The organism is Nocardioides sp., from assembly GCF_035503875.1.
Taxonomy (GTDB): Bacteria; Actinomycetota; Actinomycetes; order Propionibacteriales; family Nocardioidaceae; genus Nocardioides.
On the sequence record NZ_DATJTA010000101.1, the window covers coordinates 69,532 to 84,776 of the forward strand.

15 protein-coding genes are annotated in these 15,245 nt (G+C 71.6%); 9 read left to right on the forward strand and 6 right to left on the reverse strand.

All coding sequences use genetic code 11. From position 1 onward, the window contains the following. From VMF51_RS24570 to VMF51_RS24600, 7 genes are all read left to right on the forward strand, one after another. Window positions 1–894 carry a DUF58 domain-containing protein gene (locus VMF51_RS24570; RefSeq protein WP_325477121.1) on the forward strand — a complete coding sequence of 298 codons (894 nt, stop codon included), beginning with the start codon at window positions 1–3 and terminating at the stop codon, window positions 892–894. Further along, window positions 884–1,375, forward strand: coding sequence for a hypothetical protein (locus tag VMF51_RS24575; RefSeq protein WP_325477122.1), 492 nt, complete (start codon window positions 884–886; stop codon window positions 1,373–1,375). Before VMF51_RS24570 ends, VMF51_RS24575 begins: the two co-directional genes overlap by 11 nt. Further along, entirely contained in the window at window positions 1,366–2,340 is a 975-nt protein-coding gene (locus VMF51_RS24580; RefSeq protein WP_325477123.1) for a VWA domain-containing protein, read from the forward strand. The genes VMF51_RS24575 and VMF51_RS24580 overlap by 10 nt, the downstream gene beginning before the upstream one ends. Next, window positions 2,337–3,302 (forward strand): vWA domain-containing protein, encoded by a 966-nt coding sequence (locus VMF51_RS24585; RefSeq protein WP_325477124.1) that lies wholly within the window; start codon window positions 2,337–2,339, stop codon window positions 3,300–3,302. The genes VMF51_RS24580 and VMF51_RS24585 overlap by 4 nt, the downstream gene beginning before the upstream one ends. Beyond that, on the forward strand, window positions 3,292–3,999 hold the full coding sequence (locus tag VMF51_RS24590) for a hypothetical protein (protein ID WP_325477125.1): 708 nt from the start codon (window positions 3,292–3,294) through the stop codon (window positions 3,997–3,999). Before VMF51_RS24585 ends, VMF51_RS24590 begins: the two co-directional genes overlap by 11 nt. Beyond that, window positions 3,974–4,615, forward strand: a complete 642-nt coding sequence (locus VMF51_RS24595) for a hypothetical protein (protein ID WP_325477126.1) — start codon at window positions 3,974–3,976, stop codon at window positions 4,613–4,615. The genes VMF51_RS24590 and VMF51_RS24595 overlap by 26 nt, the downstream gene beginning before the upstream one ends. A 505-nt stretch (window positions 4,616–5,120) precedes the next feature. Further along, the gene (locus tag VMF51_RS24600; protein WP_325477127.1) at window positions 5,121–5,651 is read left to right on the forward strand and encodes a hypothetical protein; all 531 of its coding nucleotides are present in this window, start codon (window positions 5,121–5,123) and stop codon (window positions 5,649–5,651) included. Window positions 5,652–5,855: 204 nt separating this feature from the next. Here VMF51_RS24600 and VMF51_RS24605 read toward each other — a convergent pair whose 3' ends face one another. Next, a complete protein-coding gene (locus VMF51_RS24605; RefSeq protein WP_325477128.1) occupies window positions 5,856–6,272 on the reverse strand; it encodes a nuclear transport factor 2 family protein in 417 nt (138 codons plus the stop codon). A 408-nt stretch (window positions 6,273–6,680) separates the two neighbouring features. Here VMF51_RS24605 and VMF51_RS24610 point away from each other — a divergent pair, with 408 nt between their 5' ends. After that, entirely contained in the window at window positions 6,681–7,448 is a 768-nt protein-coding gene (locus VMF51_RS24610) for an ABC transporter permease (RefSeq protein ID WP_325477129.1), read from the forward strand. 17 nt (window positions 7,449–7,465) lie between these two features. Here VMF51_RS24610 and VMF51_RS24615 read toward each other — a convergent pair whose 3' ends face one another. From VMF51_RS24615 to VMF51_RS24635, 5 genes are all read right to left on the reverse strand, one after another. Continuing rightward, window positions 7,466–9,589 carry an iron ABC transporter permease gene (locus VMF51_RS24615; protein WP_325477130.1) on the reverse strand — a complete coding sequence of 708 codons (2,124 nt, stop codon included), beginning with the start codon at window positions 9,587–9,589 and terminating at the stop codon, window positions 7,466–7,468. Further along, complete coding sequence (locus VMF51_RS24620; protein ID WP_325477131.1) at window positions 9,586–10,638, reverse strand: iron-siderophore ABC transporter substrate-binding protein; 1,053 nt, start codon at window positions 10,636–10,638, stop codon at window positions 9,586–9,588. The genes VMF51_RS24615 and VMF51_RS24620 overlap by 4 nt, the downstream gene beginning before the upstream one ends. Then, the gene (locus VMF51_RS24625; protein WP_325477132.1) at window positions 10,635–11,513 is read right to left on the reverse strand and encodes an ABC transporter ATP-binding protein; all 879 of its coding nucleotides are present in this window, start codon (window positions 11,511–11,513) and stop codon (window positions 10,635–10,637) included. Before VMF51_RS24625 ends, VMF51_RS24620 begins: the two co-directional genes overlap by 4 nt. 149 nt (window positions 11,514–11,662) lie before the next feature. Then, window positions 11,663–12,469: an AraC family transcriptional regulator gene (locus VMF51_RS24630; protein WP_325477133.1), complete on the reverse strand. Its 807-nt coding sequence runs from the start codon at window positions 12,467–12,469 to the stop codon at window positions 11,663–11,665. Next, entirely contained in the window at window positions 12,466–13,329 is an 864-nt protein-coding gene (locus tag VMF51_RS24635; RefSeq protein ID WP_325477134.1) for a serine hydrolase domain-containing protein, read from the reverse strand. The genes VMF51_RS24630 and VMF51_RS24635 overlap by 4 nt, the downstream gene beginning before the upstream one ends. A 384-nt stretch (window positions 13,330–13,713) precedes the next feature. On the opposite strand from VMF51_RS24635, the gene VMF51_RS24640 reads away from it, so the two are divergent. Further along, window positions 13,714–15,192: a glutamine synthetase family protein gene (locus tag VMF51_RS24640; protein ID WP_325477135.1), complete on the forward strand. Its 1,479-nt coding sequence runs from the start codon at window positions 13,714–13,716 to the stop codon at window positions 15,190–15,192. Window positions 15,193–15,245: the final 53 nt, after the last annotated feature.

The following is a 15,245-nucleotide window of genomic DNA, read 5'->3' on the forward strand; positions in this document are numbered from 1 at the left end:
ATGTCGCTGCTCACCAAGGTCAAGACCCGGCTCGCGCTGCATGCGCGCAGGCCGGTCTCCGGGCTGCTCGACGGCCGGTACGCCTCGACGCTGGCCGGGCGCAGCCTCGACTTCGCCGACCTGCGCGACTACCAGCCCGGAGACGACGTCTCCGACGTCGACTGGAAGGCCTCGGCCCGGCACGGCGGACTGCTGGTCAAGCGCTACGTCGCCGACCGCAAGCACACCGTCGTGCTGGTGGTCGACACCGGCCGCGAGCTGGCCGGGCTCTCCGCCTGGTCGGGCGAGGGCGGCGTACCCAAGCGCGACCTGGTGATCACCGCGGCCGGCGTACTCGGCTGGATCGCGATCAGCCACGGCGACTACGTGGGCCTGGTCCACCACGCGGAGGAGGGGCCGACGGCGGTCCGGCCCACGACCCGCGAGCTGGAGCTCGAGCGGATGCTGGTCCGCATCCGGGATTCCAGCACGCCCGCCTCACCCCGCCAGGCAACCACGGCCGTGCTGGAGCACGCGGTGGTCGCGATCCGTCGCCGCGCCATCATGTTCCTGCTGCTCGGCGACGTCGAGATCGACGGCGCCCTGGAGTCGGTGCTGCGCCGGCTGCTGGTCCAGCACGAGCTGGCGGTGATCACCGTCGGCGACCTCGACCCGACCGAGCCCGGACGGGCCGGCCGAGCGGTGAGCGATGCCGGCACGGGACGCCGACTCCCTGCGTTCGCCGCCGCGAGCACCGTCCTGGCCGCCGAGATCGAGGCGACCACGACGGCCAGAGCCCAGCGGCGTCGCGAGACGCTCGATCGGCTCGGGATCGCGCACGCGCACCTCGACGATCCGGACCGCGTCATCGGCGACCTGCTCACCCTCGTCGACAGGATGCGCCGTGTCCGTTGAGCCATGGTCGGTAGCGCTGCAGGCCGCAGAGATCCACCCCCCCGCTGGCTACTCGCCGTGGTGGTGGGCCGTGGTCGCCGCCTGCCTGCTCGGCATCGTCGCCGTCGGCTGGTGGGCACGTCGGGCGCTGCGTGCCGCCGCGGGCGGGGATGACCCGTTGCAGCGGCTGCGGGAGGAGACGCTGACCCGCATCGACCGGGTGGCCGATGACCTGACGTCCGGCGAGCTGAGCGCAGCCGAGGCCGCGGCTCGGCTCAGCGCGGAGGTACGGCGCTTCGTCGGTACGGCGAGCGACGGCGACGCCGACTACCGGGTGCTGTCCGAGCTGCGCCGCAGCGCCGTCAAGGACCCGCGTCTGGAGCCGATGGTGGCGCTGGTGGAGGCCGTCGAGACGTGGGCGTTCGCTCCCGCGGGAGCGGCGACCGAGCCGGTCGGCCCGCTCGTGGAGCAGGCCCGCGAGGTGGTGCGCCGATGGAGCTGATCCAGGGCTGGGTCGGTGCGCTGATCCTCGCAGTAGGGCTGATCGTCGGGCTCGCGGCCTGGTGGTGGGCGCGTCCACGGCGGGCCGGTGGTGCGCCGGTCCTCGTCTCGTCGCTGGACCGGGTCCGCGCGCTCCCACTCTTCCAGCGACTGGCCCGCGAGGAGTGGCGACGGCGACTGCTGGAGCTCACCTGTCTCACGGCGGCTCTGGTGGGGGTCGCGCTGATGGCCGCACGGTTGGTCGGCGTCAGCGACGACTCCGCGGAGATGCGTACCCGTGAGGTCGTTCTCTGCCTCGACGTCTCCGGGTCGATGAGGGAGGTGGACGCCGACGTGATCGACGCCTACCTCGCGCTCGCCGACGACCTGGACGAGGAGCGGATCGGGCTGGTCGTCTTCGACGCCAACGCGGTGACCGTCTTCCCGCTGACCACCGACCACGGCTACGTCACCGAGCAGCTCGCTGCCACGCGGGAGTCGATCGTCGGGGCGGGGCGCCGACCGTTGCCCGGCGTCACGTCGCCGCGGGCCGGCTCGTCGCTGATCGGCGACGGACTGGCCAGCTGCGCCGGCAGCTTCGACCAGACCGAGGCGCTGCGTTCGCGCACGATCGTGCTGGCCACCGACAACGAGGTCGCCGGCGACGCGATCTACTCCCTGCAGCAGGCAGCTGGGATCGCGCGACAGGGCGACCTCATGGTCTTCGCGATCATGCCCGAGCAGGCCGACGCCGACCGCGTGGACGAGATGCGCTCCGCGCTCGCCCCGACCTTGGGCACGGTACTCACGATCAGCCCGGGGGAGTCCACCAACGTGGCGCGGATCAGCTCGGCCATCAAGGCCCAGCAGAAGACGGCACTGATGACGCAGGCCCAGGAGCGGAGCTTCGACCGGGTCACCCCGGGCGCGGCCCTCTTCGTGCTCGGCCTCGCCGGCGCGCTCCTCGCCGCGGGGAGGCGCCGATGATGCTGCAGCCGATCTGGCCGATCCTGATCAGCGCCGTCGTGCTCCTGGCGGCCACGGCCGTCTGGGCTTGGCGGCACTGGCCGCGTCAGTCACGCGGGTCGCGTCTCACCTCGGTCCTCCGGATCCTGCTGGCCGTCGCCGCCGTCGTGGTCGGCCTGCACCCGGTCGGCGCGCTGCAGGTGGAGGTTCCGCGAGAGCGGCCGGTCGACATCGTGGTGGTGCTGGATCGGACCACCTCGATGGGCGCCCAGGACTGGGAGCGCGAGCGACCGCGGATGAGCGGCGCCGCAGCTGACCTCGACGAGCTGATCCGCACCGTTGCCGGGTCCCGGGTCGCGGTCGTCGTCTTCGACGACGAGGCGCGGCTCGCGGTGCCCTTCACCACCGATGCCACCACCCTGAGCGGCTTCTGGCGCACCGCCGGATGGCGGCCGTCGACGAAGGCGTCGGGGTCCGATATCTCGGTCGCCGCCGGCCTGACCACCCAGGTCCTCCGCGAGGCCAAGGAGGAGCGCCCCGGCCACAGCCGCTACCTGATCTACCTCGGCGACGGCGAGCAGACAGCCGAGACCCCACCCGCGTCCTTCGCACCTGCGCGCGAGCTGGTGAGCGGCGCGTTGGTGCTCGGGTACGGAAGCCGTGCCGGCGGGCCGATGACGACGAGCCCGGAGAGTGCCGAGCTGATCAGGCTCGACGGCGAGGTCCAGCTCTCGCGGATCGACGAGGGCGCGCTGAAGGCCATCGCCGAGCAGCTCGGCGCGGAGTACCGGCACCGCACGAGCCTCGGCGACCTGCCCGAGCTGACGACCGAGGGCGCCGCGCCGATCGTCACCGAGACCGTGCCCGGCCAGGAGTACTACTGGATCGTGGCGCTCGCCGCCGCTCTGGGACTGCTCGCCCTGATCGGGCTCTGTGTCACCGGCATCCGGTCCGCGCGCGAGGAGCTGAACGGTGCTCACTGACCCGACCACCCAGGACCACCGCCGGCGGGTCATCGCCACCGCCGTCGTCGCAGTCCTGCTGCTGGGCGCCGTTGCTCTCAAGATCACCGTCATGCAGGTGGGCCAGCGGCTCGGGGAACGAGACTGGCGATCCGGCGACTCCCGGGCGGCGCAGGACTGGTTCGACTGGACGGCCCGGATCAACCTGGTCGAGCGGTGGATCGCGCCGTACAACCAGGGGGTGGCGGCGCACGCACAGCGCCGATGGGACGAGGCCGCCGAGCGGTACGAGCGCTCCTACGACCTGGCCCCCGACTCCGCGCACTGCCGAGTCGCGTTGAACTGGGCGTGGACGCTCGAGGCCGCCGGCGACGAGCTCGATGCGGCCGGCGACCCACAGACCGCGGCACTGCGTTGGAGTGCGGCCAAGACCGTCCTCGACCGGGCCGGCGAGTGCGACGAGAACGACGCCGCGCAACAGCCGAGCAAACCCGAGCCGCCCACGCCACAGCAGCAGCCGAACCAGACCCAGCAACGCCTGGACCAGAAGCTCGAGACCGACGAGCGCCCGCCGCCGGAGAAGCCACAGCCGCCCGATCCCGATCAGCAGGCCGAGCAACTGGCCGAGCGGAACCGCGACGGCGCGCGGGACAAGCAACGCACTGAGGACCAGAGAGAAGGTGAGCCACCGGATGACGGCCCCGTTCGCGCCTGGTAGCCACCACCACGTCGCACGGCGTACCGGCCGACTGCTCTCCGTGCTTCTCGGCACGGTCCTCGGTGCTCTGCTGCTCACCGGCGGCGCGAGCGATCCCGAGGTCACCGGGGCGGTCTCACCCGCCACGGTGGGGGAGTGCCTCGGCGCCGGCCAGGTGTGGCTGCACGTGCAGACCGAGGACGAGCGGGTGCTGCGCAGCGAATGCGTCGGCACCCCCGCCACCGGCCAGGCCGCGTTGGCTGCCGCCGAGGTGGACAGTAGGGAGAGCAAGGGCGGCTACCTGTGCACGCTTGCCGGCTACCCCGAGACCTGCCCGAGCAGCTTCACCGGTCAGTACTGGCAGTACTGGTACGCCGACGGCCTCGGCGCTGACTGGTCCTTCTCCCAGAAGGGCGCCGGCGCCCGACGGCCTACCCCGGGAGGGATCGAGGGCTGGTGCTACAACGCCGACGACGAGAAGCGGTGCGACCTGCCGCGGCTCTCGGCAGATGGCGAACCTGCCGAACGCATCGATCTCCACCAGGACAGCAAGGGGCTCGGGCCGTGGGTGGTCGGTGTCGTGGTCGTGGTCGTGGCGGCGGGGTCGCTCCTGCTCGCTCGTCGGCGTATCCGGTAGGAGCTGGAGGTTCGGGGCATGGACCGGTCGTCGCAGGGGTGCTGCACCGACTCTGGTCGACGGGGCGTTCCGGAACCCCCGCTGGGACGGGCGGATCCGCGGGGTATCGCGGGGCCTGCGGGGGTTGCGTCATCGGCGTACCCGTGCGGCCGTGACCACCATGTAGCGCGTGTAGCGGAAGCGTCCGTGGGGGGTAGATCGCGGTCTGTTCACCGACGACGAGCTGGTGAGTGTCGTGGTTGGCTTCGCACTGATACTCGGCGGGCAGGCACTGGTGTGACGGACGTCGGCTGCCGTCGACTTTCTAGCCGCATGTTCCAGCACCCGCCAGCGGCGCCGCCCGTGTCGTGGCTGAGCTCGCGCTGGCGCACGCGCACGCACGCACCCGCGGAACGTGTGCCCTCCGCCGGCGAAGGCTCTCTCGACGCGTCAGGATTTCGACCCAACGCGTCAGGAATCTGTGAGGACACGTCGACCGCCGTCCGGTGTCGGCGAGCGTGGGGACGTGAACAGGTACGCAGACGTCGAATCCCTCATCCGAGCCACCGACCAGGCATTCCAGGCCACACTGCACGCTGTCCTTGACGGTGACCGGCACGGCGCTCGCGAGGTCCTCCAGGGGGCAGCGCACCGCCGGGGGCTCGTGGACACCGCCCAGGCTGCCCTGCGAGCGCGTCCCTGGGTCCCGAAGCCCCAACTCGTTGCGGAGTTGCGCTTCGTCGTCGAGGTCGGCCGCCTCGGCGACCTCGTTGAGGACTTGGCCCGACACGTCGTGTCCGGTTCCGACCCGGCGCGGCTCAGCCCGTCGCGCCGCTTGGAGGTCGCCGCCTTGCTTGATGCGGGGGAGAGACGCTTCCACCACCTCGCGGACGGCGTGATCGCGGGAGGCCTGGACCCGACCTACCGGGGCTGTGCTGCGACCCTGTACGCGGTCGCCGATCGTGCGGGCCGGGACCACTCGGCCACCGTCGAGCTCTGCGGCGGCCTCGCGGCTGGGCTACTGCGGGTCTCCCGATACGCGGCGGCGGCTGCCTGACGACAAGCTCGGTGTCCGTCGCGGGGATGTCATCTGCGGTGCGCGTTCGCACGGTCAGTCCGGAATCAGCGCGTCTTGTGTCCGGGTCGGCGTGCGTCGAGCACGTCCAGACCCGGCGCAGTCACGGCCAGCACCCCCAACCCGTTCGTCTGCCCTCCTGCAACGACGGCGCGAGCCTGACCCATCTCGCCTGATCGGACCTGGTCAGGAGGGGGCGGCCGGCGTGTAGTGGGTGAGCGTGCATAGCCACCGGTCTTCCCGTCGGACGAAGACGTCCGTGGTCCACTCGTCGGCGTCGTGCCGCCGGCCCCGGAAGTGGGCGGTGTTGGTCGCCCGCACGGTGACGAGTGCGGTGTCGCCGAGTATGCGGACGCGAGGCTCGCCGACCGGAGCCATTGCCGAGTGCGAGAGCTCACCGGAGGCGACGAGGGTGAGGAGTTGCGTTCCGAGCGAGACGCCCGAGGCGGAGACGATCACCCAGTCGTCCGTGACATGGGTCGCCATCCGGTCGGCGTCGTCGGCCACGATCGCGTCAGTCCACGCTGCTTGCGCGGCCAGCACGTCGCGTACGTCGCGTTCGCGACGCGACTTGTCGTGAGCGGGATCGAGTCCGGGGGCCATCCCCCACGGTAGGCCGATCATGGGCCGTCGCTCGACTCTGCGCGCGGGGAGCGCGGTTCGGGTGAGCGGCATCGCCTTCGGGAAGGTCACCACATGAGCGTCCTCGGCCAGCGGCCGGTCCACCGTCCGGCTGCCGAAGAGCAACCGTCCCGTGAAGGTCCGGGCGACCTTCGACCCGTGGACTCGGCCAATGTCGACAGCATCCGCAGCAAGAGGACCACCCTCCGAGTCCGACGCTGACGGACCGGCGGGGAGAGTGGGCGGCCGACTCTTCCCGCCACCCGGGTCGACGGGCGACGGCGCTCTCCACCCATAGCCAGCGACACGCGGCCAGCACCGGTCGCGCCCGGATCGCGCTACCTAGTCTGGCGTCGTGAACGTCGTTCTTCCCGGGCGTCGGGGCCTTCGGTGAACGGCGAGCTGCTGTCGCTGGGCTGGCCGCTCGCCCTGGTGCTCGTGGCCTTCGTCGTTGCGGCTGCCACCGTCACCGGTGTCGCCGGGCTGGGCCCCTGGCTCGCTCCGGTCACGGCAGCGGTCCGGTGCGTGGTTCAGCTCGGCGCGGTCAGTCTCGTGATCGGACTGGCTCTCGGGTCGATGGTGTGGACGAGTGTGTTCGTCGTCGGCATGGTCGTAGTGGCGGCGGGGACAGCGGCGCGGAGGGTCACGGGCGTGCTGCAGTCGCGGGGGATGTGGATGGTGCTGCCGATCGCCGCGGGCGTGGTACCCACCTTGGGGCTGGGACTCGTGAGCTCGGTGATCCCCGCCGAGCCGGTCGCCGTGCTGCCGAGTGCCGGCATCCTGATCGGTGGCGCCATGACGGCCACGACCCTGGCCGGTCGTCGTCTCGTCGAGGAGCTGGACTCGCAGCACGGCGCTTTCGAGGCGGCCCTGTCGCTGGGGTTCACGCGACGTCAGTCGGTGGGCGTCGTTGCTCGCGGCGCTGCCGCGCTGGCACTCGTGCCGGGGCAGGACCAGGCTCGCACCGTCGGCTTGGTGACTCTGCCGGGTGCGTTCGTCGGCGTGCTGCTCGCCGGTGGTTCGGCCGTTGAGGCGGGCGCGGCCCAGGCTTTCATCCTGATCGCGTTGCTCGCCGTCCAGGCACTCGCGGTCGCTGTGATCGTCGAGCTGATCGCGGCAGCCCTGCTGCTACCGGCGTCGCTGACGCTCGCACCGTGAGGCGTGGGGGAGTCGCGTCAGAGGCGGGTGCGCCGCAGCAGCCAGACGAAGTACGGCGCGCCGATGAGCGCGATCATGAGGCCCGCAGGCAGCTGTGATGGGGCGATCAGGGTCCTGCCCAGCGTGTCGGCGACCAGGACCAGAAGCCCACCCAACACGATCGCGACGGGGATGACGCGGCCGTGACGTGCTCCGACGAGGGTGCGGGCGAGGTGCGGTGCGACGAGCCCGACGAAGCCGACCGTGCCGATGGCCACGACGGCCAGCGCGGAGAGTAGCGCCGACAGGCCGAGGACGCCGAGGCGAGCGCGGTCGGTGGCGACGCCGAGGATGCGTGGGGTGTCCTCGTCGATCGCCAGTAGGTCGAGCTGCCGGCGCATCGCGATGAGCAGTGGTGCGGCGATCAGCAGGGCGATGGCGACGGGTACGACGTCCTCGGTCGAGCGTCCGTACGTCGTCCCCGAGAGCCAGGTGAGGATCCGGGGCGTCTGCCAGGGATCGGACCGGAGGAGCAGGAACGTCGTGGCGGCGGTGAGTGCGTAGCCGCAGCCGATGCCGGTGAGGACGAACCGGTCGGGCAGCAGGCCGCCGCGCCAGGCCAGGGCCGTGGTCAGCGCGAAGGTCGCCAGCCCCGTCGCCACGGCCATTCCCACCAGCGCGGCCCGGCCACCGCCGCCGAGTCCGGTGGTGACGACGATGACCGCCCCCAGACCGGCGCCCGCGGTGATGCCGAGGAGTCCCGGCTCCGCCAGGGGGTTGCGGACCACACCCTGGACCCCGACGCCGGCGAGGGCGAGCGCCGCTCCGCCGAGGACGGCGGCGGCGATGCGCGCGGCCCGTTCGTCGAGGGCACGGTCGACGAGGGCCGGCGCACTGTGGTCGAGCCACATCCCGAGGTCGCCCAGCCGAAGCCACAGGCTGCCCGCCATCAGCGCGACGACGATGGACGCCAGGAGGAGCACGACGGCGACCGAGGTGACCAGGACGAAGCGCCGGCGGCTGCGCAGCGCCGAGCGAGTGGCGGGAGGCACCCGTGTGCTCTGGGCATCGCGGACCCTACGGGCGAGCAGCACGATGATCAGCCCGCCGACCAGGGCCGTGGGGATGCCGGTCGGGATCGCGACGGCGGCGGTGGCGCCGAGGACGGCGCGCAGCGAGACGTCGGCGAGCAGGATGAGCAGCGCCCCGAGCAGCCCCGACGTCGGGATGAGGAACGCGTGGCGGCGCAGGGCGGCCACGTGAGGAACCAGGAGGCGCGCCAGCACCGGAGCGCCGAGCCCGACGAAGGCGATCGGCCCGGCGAGGGTCACGGCCGCGCCGGTCAGCAGCACGGCGCACAGGACGGCGATCGTCCGGGTGGATCGGACGGGTACGCCGAGTGAGGACGCGGCGTCCTCGCCGAGACCGAGAACGTCGAGACGGCGGGTGATCAGGAGCGAGACGAGCAGTACCGCGGCGATCACCGGCGCTGCCCGGAGCGATGCGTCGAGGTTGAGCTGGGTGAGCGAGCCGCTGCCCCAGGCGAACAGGCCGGTGGTCTGCTCCTTGAAGAGGATGAGCAGCATCGCTGTGGCGGCGTCGAGCGCCATCGCGACGGCCGATCCTGCGAGGACGAGCCGTGTGGTCGTCGTACCGGCGCCCAGGCCGGTGATGCCGAGTACCAGCGCGGCCGCGAGGAGCCCGCCCGCGAACGCGACTCCGCTCGACGCCCACAGGGGGGCGGAGATTCCGAAGGCCGCGACTGCGGTGAGGGCGAAGTAGGCGCCTGCGGTGACGGCCAGGGTGTCGGGAGAGGCGAGCGGGTTGCGGGTCACCGACTGCAGCAGGCAGCCGGCGACGCCGAGCGCGAGTCCGACGGCTGCGCCCGCGCACAGACGTGGCAGCCGCGAGCCCAGGAAGATGTCGTACGCCGAGACGCCGCCGGCGTCGACCGGCTCGCCACGCAGTGCCCGCAGCAGGTCGCCTGCTCCGACGCCGGAGGTGCCCTGGGTCAGGTGCACCAGCCCGACCGCGAGGACCAGGACGGTGAGCGCGAGCAGCAGTCCGAAGCCGCCGATTGCGGTGCGGCGGCCGGCATCGGACTCGACCGGGGCGGTGGCCTCGGTCGAGCCCGGACGCGTGAGGGTGGTGGGTGCGCTCACGCCCCGGTGATCACCGCGACGAAGGCGTCGATCGCCTGCTCGCCCGATCGCGGGCCGCCGGCGCCCCAGACGCCCGGGGGGAACTCGTAGGCACGGTCCTCCTTGACGGCGGGCAGCGACTTCCAGATGGAGTTCTTCTCCAGTTCGGGCACGTAGCTGTCCTCGGTTCCGTCGTTGGCGTAGATCAGGTTGGCCTCGCCCACCGCGGTCAGGCCCTCGATGTCGGTCTGGGCCAGCCCGTACGCCGGGTCGACGCCGCCGCTGCCGTAGGAGTCGTTGATCTTGTCGGTCCATGCTCCCGTGAGACCCAGCTCCTCGCCGAGCTCGGTGAACAGGGCGCCCTGGCCGTAGGGACGGATGACGACGTTGCCGCCCTCGATCCACCCGTCGAAGAAGACGAAGTCCTCGCTGGCGAGGCCGGCGTCGGCGACTTCGGCCTTCGCGTCGGTGAGGTGCTGGTCGAACTCGGCGAGCACCTGGTCGGCGCGCTCGGTGCGGCCGGTGGCCTCGCCGATCATCGAGAACACCTTCTTCATGTTGGCGATCTGCCCGCTGCCGTCGGCGCCGATGGTGGCCAGGACCGGAACGTCGCGCTCCTCGAGCTTCTTCAGCAGCTCGTCGTCGGTGCTGTACGCCTCGATGACGATGAGGTCGGGGTCGGTGCCGTAGAGCGCGTCCAGGTCAGGCTCGCCGCGCTCACCGACGTTCGTGACGGAGTCCGGGAGCTTCTCGGCGCTGACATAGGTCTCGTAGCCGTCGATCGAGGCCGCGCCGACCGGCGTGACACACAGGGAGAGCAGGTCCTCGGTCTGCTGCCACTCCAGTACGGCCACCCGCTCGGCAGGCCGGTCGAGCTCGACGGTGCGACCGAGGCTGTCGGTCAGCGAGACCGGTCCGGACGTCGTGGCCACGTCCTCGCAGCCCTGTGCGGTGGCGACGTCGTCGGCCGACGTCTTCTCCTGGCTGACATCGGTGGTGCCACAGGAGGAGAGAGCGAGCGCGGCGACGCCCGCGAGGACCGTGGCGGTGAGGCGACGGGCAGCGGTCATGGGAGGTCCTTTCGGGGACGGTGGGGGTGGGGCGTGTGTGGAGGGGAGTGTCGGCTGACCGGGTCGATGCGCAGGCGACGGCTGCGCTCGTCGAGGCTCACCTCGACGTTCAGCCCGTAGGCCAGGTGGATGTTCTCGGCGGTCAGCACGGCGGGTGCCGGTCCTTCGGCGAGGACGCGCCCCGACGCCATGAGCAGCAGGTGGTCGGCCACCTGCGCGGCGTGGTCGAGGTCGTGCAGGACGACGCCGACGGCGACGCCGTGCTCGTCGGCCAGGTCGCGGATCAGGTCGAGCACCTCGACCTGGTAGCGGAGGTCGAGGTGGTTGGTCGGCTCGTCGAGCAGGACGACGCCGGTCTCCTGGGCGAGGCACGCGGCCAGCCAGACGCGCTGCAGCTCGCCGCCGGACAGCTCGCCCGCGGCCCGGTCGGCCATCGGTACCAGTCCGGTCGCCTGCAGTGCCCGGTCGACCGCCGCGCGGTCGTCGGCGCTGAGGCCGGCGAACCTACGGCGGTAGGGGTGTCGGCCGAAGGACACCACCTCGCGGACACTGAGTCCCTGGGGCGCCGTTCGGGACTGGGCGAACAGGGTCACCTCGCGGGCGAAGGCCCGCGCGCTGAGCGTGGTGACCGGACGCGGCGCGTCGTCGGTGTCGTCGACGCGCAGGTCGAGGCGCCCGGCGTCGAGGGAGTGCAGCCGGGCGATGCCGCGCAGCAGCGTGGACTTGCCGGAGCCGTTCGGACCCACGAGGGCCGTGACGCGGCCCGCCCGGAGCTCGATGTCGACGCCGCCGACGACGACCCGGGTGTCGAACCCGAGCACCAGGCCGGCGCCGGACAGGCGCGACGGCTCGGCCGTTCGGTGGATGGTGTCCATGTCCGTCCTGCGTTGGGTTCGTCGGCGGAGGGTCAAGCCCGCGACGTGCGCAGGTCTAACTAAGGATTGCCTTGCCTTATCAGGCTAGTTCGCCCCGGAGACGTCCGCAATCGGGAGAGTGCGCCATCGGATACGGCGAAACGGACACGCTAGGGGCGGCCGTAGGCTCCCGGCGTGGTGCCGACGACCCGCTTGAAGACGGCGATGAAGGTGCTCGCCTGTGCGTAGCCCATCTCATCGGACACCTCGTGGACGGTGAGCCCCTCGGCCATCAGGGCGATCGCGTGGTGCACGCGCAGGGCCTGGCGCCATTGGTTGAAGGACAGGCCGGTGTGTGCTCGGAACAGGCGGGTGACCGTGCGCTCGCTCAGCTCCAGGGCGTCCGCCCACTGGGTGAGTGAACGGTCGTCGGTCGGGTGGTCGAGGAGAGCCGCGACGATGGGACCGATGCGTTCGGCGCGCGGGACGCGCAGCGTGAGCTGTTGCTCCGAGGGTGCCAGTACGTCGAACACCACCGCCTCCGCCCGCAGCCGCGCCTCGGGCGCAAGATCGGGCCGCTCGAGGTGGGTCAGCAGCGAGGCAAGCACGGGGGTGATATCGACCGCTGCCGGCTCGTGGAAGGTGATGGGGGAGCGTTCGGGGTCGAAGAGCGCGTCGTACAGGGACGTCCCGGCGGTGGTGCGGCCCGAGTGGATCGTGCCCGCAGGGATCCAGAGGCCGTGCCCCTCGGGCACCGTCACCACGCGATCCCCGAGATCGACCGTCATCGTCCCCCCACGGACCCAGACCAGCTCGTGGAGCGGGTGGTGGTGCGGGGCGAACTCGAGCGGCGGCTCGACGTACGCGCTCTCGGAGAGGATCGCGAACGGCTCGGGCACCGACTGCGGGGAGTCGACCTCGTGGAGGACGACCGTGCGTGGCTCGCGGCGCCACGAACCGCGGACAGCGGTGCTCACGAGTCCAGGATCTCCACGACCCGCTCGGCCATCCGGTCTGCGCCGAAGTGGTCGTCAGCCGTGATCGTCACGACCGCGTCGCCGAGGAAGACCAGCAGCTGCCCATAGGCGCCGTGCAGACGCCAGGCCGCGCCCGGGCCGCCCCATCCGCCCAGCGAGTACCGCTCGTAGCCGGGGTCCGCCTCGTGCCAGCTCCACCCCGAGCGCATGGCCTCCGGCCACTGCGGCGACACCACGCGACGACCCTCCCACAGGCCGTCGTCGCGGATCAGTTGTCCGATACGGGCCACCTCCATCGTGCTCAGATGCAGGCCGCCGGCCGCGACGATCCAGCCGTGCGGGCAGCGATCCCACTCCGGCCCCTCGATGCCGAGCGGCGCGAACAGCCGGGTGAGCAGCCACTCGTGGACGTCACCGACCACCGTGGCGAGCGCGCGCATCGCGGTGTAAGTGCTGGCCGTGGAGTACTGGAAGACCCGTCCAGCCGACGGCCGGGCGAGGAACTCCCGGGCGAGATCGGGCCAGTCCGTCATCATCGTCTCGGACCAGGGCAGGTCGATCCCGCTGGTCATGCCCAGCAAGTGTCGCGTCGTCACGCCCTCGACACCTTCGCCCAGCTCCCATCCTGGGAAGTGGCGTGCCACCGGTGCGTCGACGTCGAAAAGCCCCGCGTCGGAGGCCATGCCGACGGCCAGGACGCACACGCCCTTGGCGACCGAATGGACGTCGCGGCGCGCGTCCGGGCTCCAGTGATGGGCGGCGCTCTCGTGGCCGATCAGGACGTGCGCGCCGTACGCACGGAAATCGTCCTCGGCTACAGCACGGACGATGCGGTCCAAGACCTCCGGCGCACGAGCCACGGGGGCAGTATGCCGGATGGCGGACTGTGTGACCGCCTCCGTGGATCTCGTCCACGGAGGCGGCTATCCGGTGCTCTCGACCCTTGGGTGCTGAAGGAGACGGAGGGCAGACGGCAGTCGGCAGCACGGACTTAGAGCCACAGGGCATACGACCTCCGACACGGGCTACCGGGTAGCTGTCGACGCCCGCCACGGATGAAGGTCATCAGGCACGGACGACGGCCGCGCCCCGGTCCGCGCCGCGCTGGCCGGGGCGTACGTGGGATCCCGCTGAGGGTTCGTAGGCGGGTGACGAGCCGTGACCGGAGGGATGCGTACCCGTGCGCCGCCAGCTGGTGGGAGATCGACAGCTGCCGTGGGGTGTCCTGTGGGTACAACGCGGACATGTCCACCGCCGTCTTCGAACCCCACCCCCTGGTGCTCCTGCTCGGAAAACCGGCAGCAGACTTCACGTGTGGCGATCTCGTCCGAGCCGCGGAGGAGCTGGAACTGCGCCAGGTGAACCTGCGCTACGTCGGCGGGGACGGACGTCTGAAGACGCTGGCGTTCGTCGTCAACTCCCGTGAGCACCTCGCCGAGATCCTGACCCGGGGTGAGCGGGTGGACGGGTCCAGCGTCTTCGAGGGCACTGACACCGAGGCCAGCGACGTCTACATCGTCCCGCGTCATCGCACCGCCTTCCTGAACCCGTTCGGGGAGCGCACCTCGCTCGACGTGCTCTGCTCCTTCTACGACCAAGACGGTCAGCCCCTCGACTACGCGCGCGAGCAGATCGTCCGGCGAGCCGCGGAGGTGCTCACCGCGGAGACGGGCATGGTGCTCGAGGCGTTCGGTGAGTTGGAGTACTACCTGGTCGAAGAGCGCGACCGGACCTTCCCGGCGGAGGAGGAGCGCGGCTACCAGGAGTCGACGCCCTACTCGAAGGGGCAGCAGGTGCGCGAGCAGGTCCTGGGTCACCTGTCCGCGATGGGCGTCCAACTGAAGTACGGCCACGCAGAGGTCGGCAACATCCTCCGTGACGAGCAGCAGCTGGTGCAGCACGAGATCGAGCTCTGGCCGGTGCCCGTCGAGCAGGCCGCGGACGCGCTGGTCCTGGCCAAGTGGGTCGTGCGAGAGGTCGCCGACGCGCACGGCGTGGAGGCCACCTTCGCCCCCTCGGTCAGCAGCGACGGGGCAGGTAGCGGGCTGCACGTCCACACCCGGCTGGTCCTCGACGGTGCGAGCGCGATCGTGGACGAGGATGGGATCAACGACACCGCGCGGCGGCTGATCGCCGGCTACCTGTCGTCGGCCAGGTCGCTCACGGCGTTCGGCAACACCGTGCCGACGTCCTACCTACGCTTCGCCGACGGCGACGAGTCGCCGGAGGGCATCTGCTGGGGCGAGACCGATCGCACCGGACTGGTGCGCGTGCCGCTGGCCTGGCGTGGGCGCGTGCTGCCCGACATGGTCGCGCACGCCAACCCCGGCAGCTCCGAGCCGATCCCCGAGCCGGACATCGACCCCCAGACGGTCGAACTCCGGCTCGGCGACGGCTCCGCGGACGTCCACCTGCTCCTGGCCGGAATGGCCGTCGCGGCCCGCCGGGGCCTTGCCGACCCCGACAGCCTGGACCTGGCCGCACGGATGAGCACCGCCGACCACGACGACTTCGAGCAGCTGCCGACCTCCTGCGCCGAATCAGCCGATGAGCTCGAGCGCGAGCGGGCGTTGTTCGAGGCAGACGGCGTCTTCCCTGCCAACCTCATCGACGCCGTGCTCGAGCGGCTCCGTGAGGCCGACGCTGCCGTCGACATGAAGAAGGTCGCCAAGAACGACGACGCCCGCGCCGAGCTCGTCGAGCGCTACTGGCACGTCGGCTGACGGTAGGGACCGCGTGCCCGCGGTCGACTTCACGCACACCGTGCGCGCGACGC